Raw genomic sequence first — 2,809 nt, 5'->3', positions numbered from 1 at the left:
CGCGGGGCACCTTCCGCAATGATCCGCCGCTGGTGGGCACCGGACCCATGATCGTTTCGGAGTTCCAGCAGGGCCAGTTTGCCCGCCTCTCGCCGAACCCGTACTTCCGGACTGGGCAGCCGGCGACGGCAGGGATGGTCTTTCATTTCTTCAATGTGGCCGATCCCATCGCTCAAGGTCTGAAGAGTGGAAGCCTCGACTATGGCGTCAGCCTCACGCCTGCCCAGTGGGCCGATCTGTCGAAGGATTCTGCGATGGAGGTCGGTCAATCCCGCATTGAGCAGCGGGACTATTTGGCCTTCAACACCGGCTCGGGGGACGGTGCAGGCAGCACCAAAGCCCTTCAGGATGCGGCGTTTCGCGATGCGATCGGCTACGCGATCGACCAGAAGGCTATCGTTGAGCGGGCCTACCGCGGTCACGCCGACCCCGGCGTGGGGTTGGTGATGCCGGTCGCGGCCGATTACTACTCGGACCTGAGCGACATCAGGCGCCACTTCGATCTCGCCGAGGCAGCTCGCCGGCTCGATGCCGCCGGCTATCGGGACACGAACGGCGACGGCATCCGGGAGGACAAGGAGGGAAACAGCTTCCAGCTAGAGCTGATTACCGGAACCCTCTCGGGCACCCTTGAGATACCGATCGCGGCCGTACAGCTTATCGCAGGCTGGTTGGGACAAATTGGCATACCCGTATCGGTAACCCAGCTCGAATCCGGCGCGCTTGACGCACGCACGGCAGCCCCAACAAAAGGCGGCGGAGGCTGGGACCTGGTCGTTAAGGCGGGCTGGCGCGATCCCAGCGCTCGCAGCCTGCTCTCATTGGGCAGCAGCAAGGATACCTACAACACGTCGAATTGGACGAATGAGAAGTTCGATCAACTTCTGTCGCAGGTCGAGGTCACGGTTGACCGCAAGAAGAGCCGGGAGTTGGTAGACCAGGCGGCGCGCCTTATTTACGCCGAAGCGCCCTACATCATCCTATCATACCCCTTGGTGCTCGAGGCCCGTCGCAAGGATTGCTTCGAGGGATGGGGGAACGAGGATATGATGTCGATGTGGAGCTACTTTCCCTTCGATCGCCTGAAGCCGGCCTAAGATATCGTAGTGGAAAAGGAGATTAGATGAGCCGGCACATCGGGCGGATCCTCCTCATACCATAGGTTCCGTCCTTCTCTTTTCGTGATCATTCTGGTCGTCGGCGTGACGAACTGGACTTTCATTACACGCATCGCTCGGAGCCAGATGCTGTCATTGCGAGAACGCCAATTCGGTGAGCGCGCCAAGGTTGTCACTAGCGACGTCAACATCATGGTACGCCATCTCCTGCCAAACCGCGTCCCGTAGGTCGCAGCCAACGGTGCTCTGGTTTATCGCGGGCGCGATTTATACTGAGACTGCTGTCTCATTTGTGCTCGGTGACCCTTATGGTGGGGGCACTTTGCTTCGCTCGCCCAGCGCGCGGGCGCCGCCAGCTCAGGAGCTTGGTGGTACCTTGGCGGGCCGGGCGTTTGCGTGCTCACCGTCTCGCCGATGAAAGCAAACCAGGAAAGGTAAAACATATGAAAAGTGGTCAGGCCGCCGCCTTCCCAGAAGCTGACGTAGTTCGCGACATCGGCTATGTATCTACGCAGGACGGTACTCGAATCGCCTATATTTCATACCGCCCCAAGTCGGGCCGCTACCCGACCGTGTTCATGTATGATCCATATAATGCAAGCGCGACTCCTTTCCAACAGGCGAAGGAATTTCTCGACGCGGGCTACGCTTTTGTGGGCGCCAATATGACCGCGACAGGTTGCTCGGAGGGTATTATCGACCATTGGTATACGCGAAAAGAAGGAGTGCATGGCGCCGAAGTGGTAGAGTGGATCGCTAGGCAGCCCTGGAGCGACGGCAATGTAGGGATGGTTGGCAACTCATCAGCGGGGTCGAGTCAGCTCTGGGTCGCAGCAGAACGCCCTCCCCACTTGAGGGCTATCGTGCCGACGGGCGTCGAAGACGATTTCGTAAATCACGAGTACCTAGGTGGTGTGGCGCAGCCGGCCCTTGTAGAGTGGGCCTTTAGAACCCAGTTCCTAATTCCTTTGTCTGGCATGGAGTGGCGCATCAACGAAGGTGATGCCCAATGCGATCAAATTTGCGAGAGTGGCAGACAGATAATCAAGCGTCCGTTTTTTGACGAGATGCTAAAGCACCCAGTTAAGGACGAATGGTGGGATCTGGTGTCTCCGGTCCGCCCTGACGTCGCAGGCGAGATCAATGTCCCGACCTTGATTGTTGCCATGTTTCAGGATTTCGGCGCTACAGCCGAAAGCCTCAAAATATTCACACAGCAAATGGCTGAGGTGAAGAACAAGAAACTCGTTATGATAAACGGGGATCATGGAAGCGCCGGGCTTGGACCACGCGGCTATAGCATTATAGATGCAGAGCGGATGAAATTCCTCGACCGTTGGGTGAAGGGCGTGAAGAATGGAATAGAAAACGAACCGCCGGTGACTGTGTATTGGGAAGTTCAGGTACCCGACGGAGATGCCAAGAAGTCAGTTGCTGGGTGGGTTACACATCACGAGAGGTGGCCGGATCCTGCTGTCGAGCGTCGTCCCTTGTATTTGACGGCCGATGCTAAGCTGTCCCCTGACCATACGGGTCCTAGCCCAGACGACGACGGCGCCCGTCTCTACCTGTACCCGACAGGTGTAGAGCTGGTCAGCGACAATCAGCAATTCGCGGTCGAGCCGTGTTCCACCGGTGTTTTGAATTATAGATCGGCACAGGCGACGTCGGATATGACGCTGCTTGGAAAC

At 58.0% G+C, this 2,809-nt stretch carries 2 protein-coding genes (1 of these 2 only partly in view); both read left to right on the top strand.

What is annotated here, in order from left to right:
• The coding region (locus tag EOB49_RS31260; protein ID WP_245472915.1) for an ABC transporter substrate-binding protein at positions 1-1,097 on the top strand (1,097 nt) is incomplete at its 5' end.
• Positions 1,098-1,561: 464 nt separating this feature from the next.
• Positions 1,562-2,809, top strand: partial view of a CocE/NonD family hydrolase gene (locus EOB49_RS31250; protein ID WP_245472913.1) — the 5' portion only. Its footprint extends 27 nt past the window's final position; only the first 1,248 of its 1,275 coding nucleotides appear in the window; its start codon is at positions 1,562-1,564; the stop codon falls past the right edge of the window.

It is taken from the genome of Mesorhizobium sp. M7A.F.Ca.MR.148.00.0.0 (genome assembly GCF_003997735.1).
GTDB lineage: Bacteria > Pseudomonadota > Alphaproteobacteria > Rhizobiales > Rhizobiaceae > Mesorhizobium.
The sequence above is the reverse complement of the archived record's forward strand: the minus strand, read 5'-3'. Positions and strand labels throughout refer to the sequence as shown.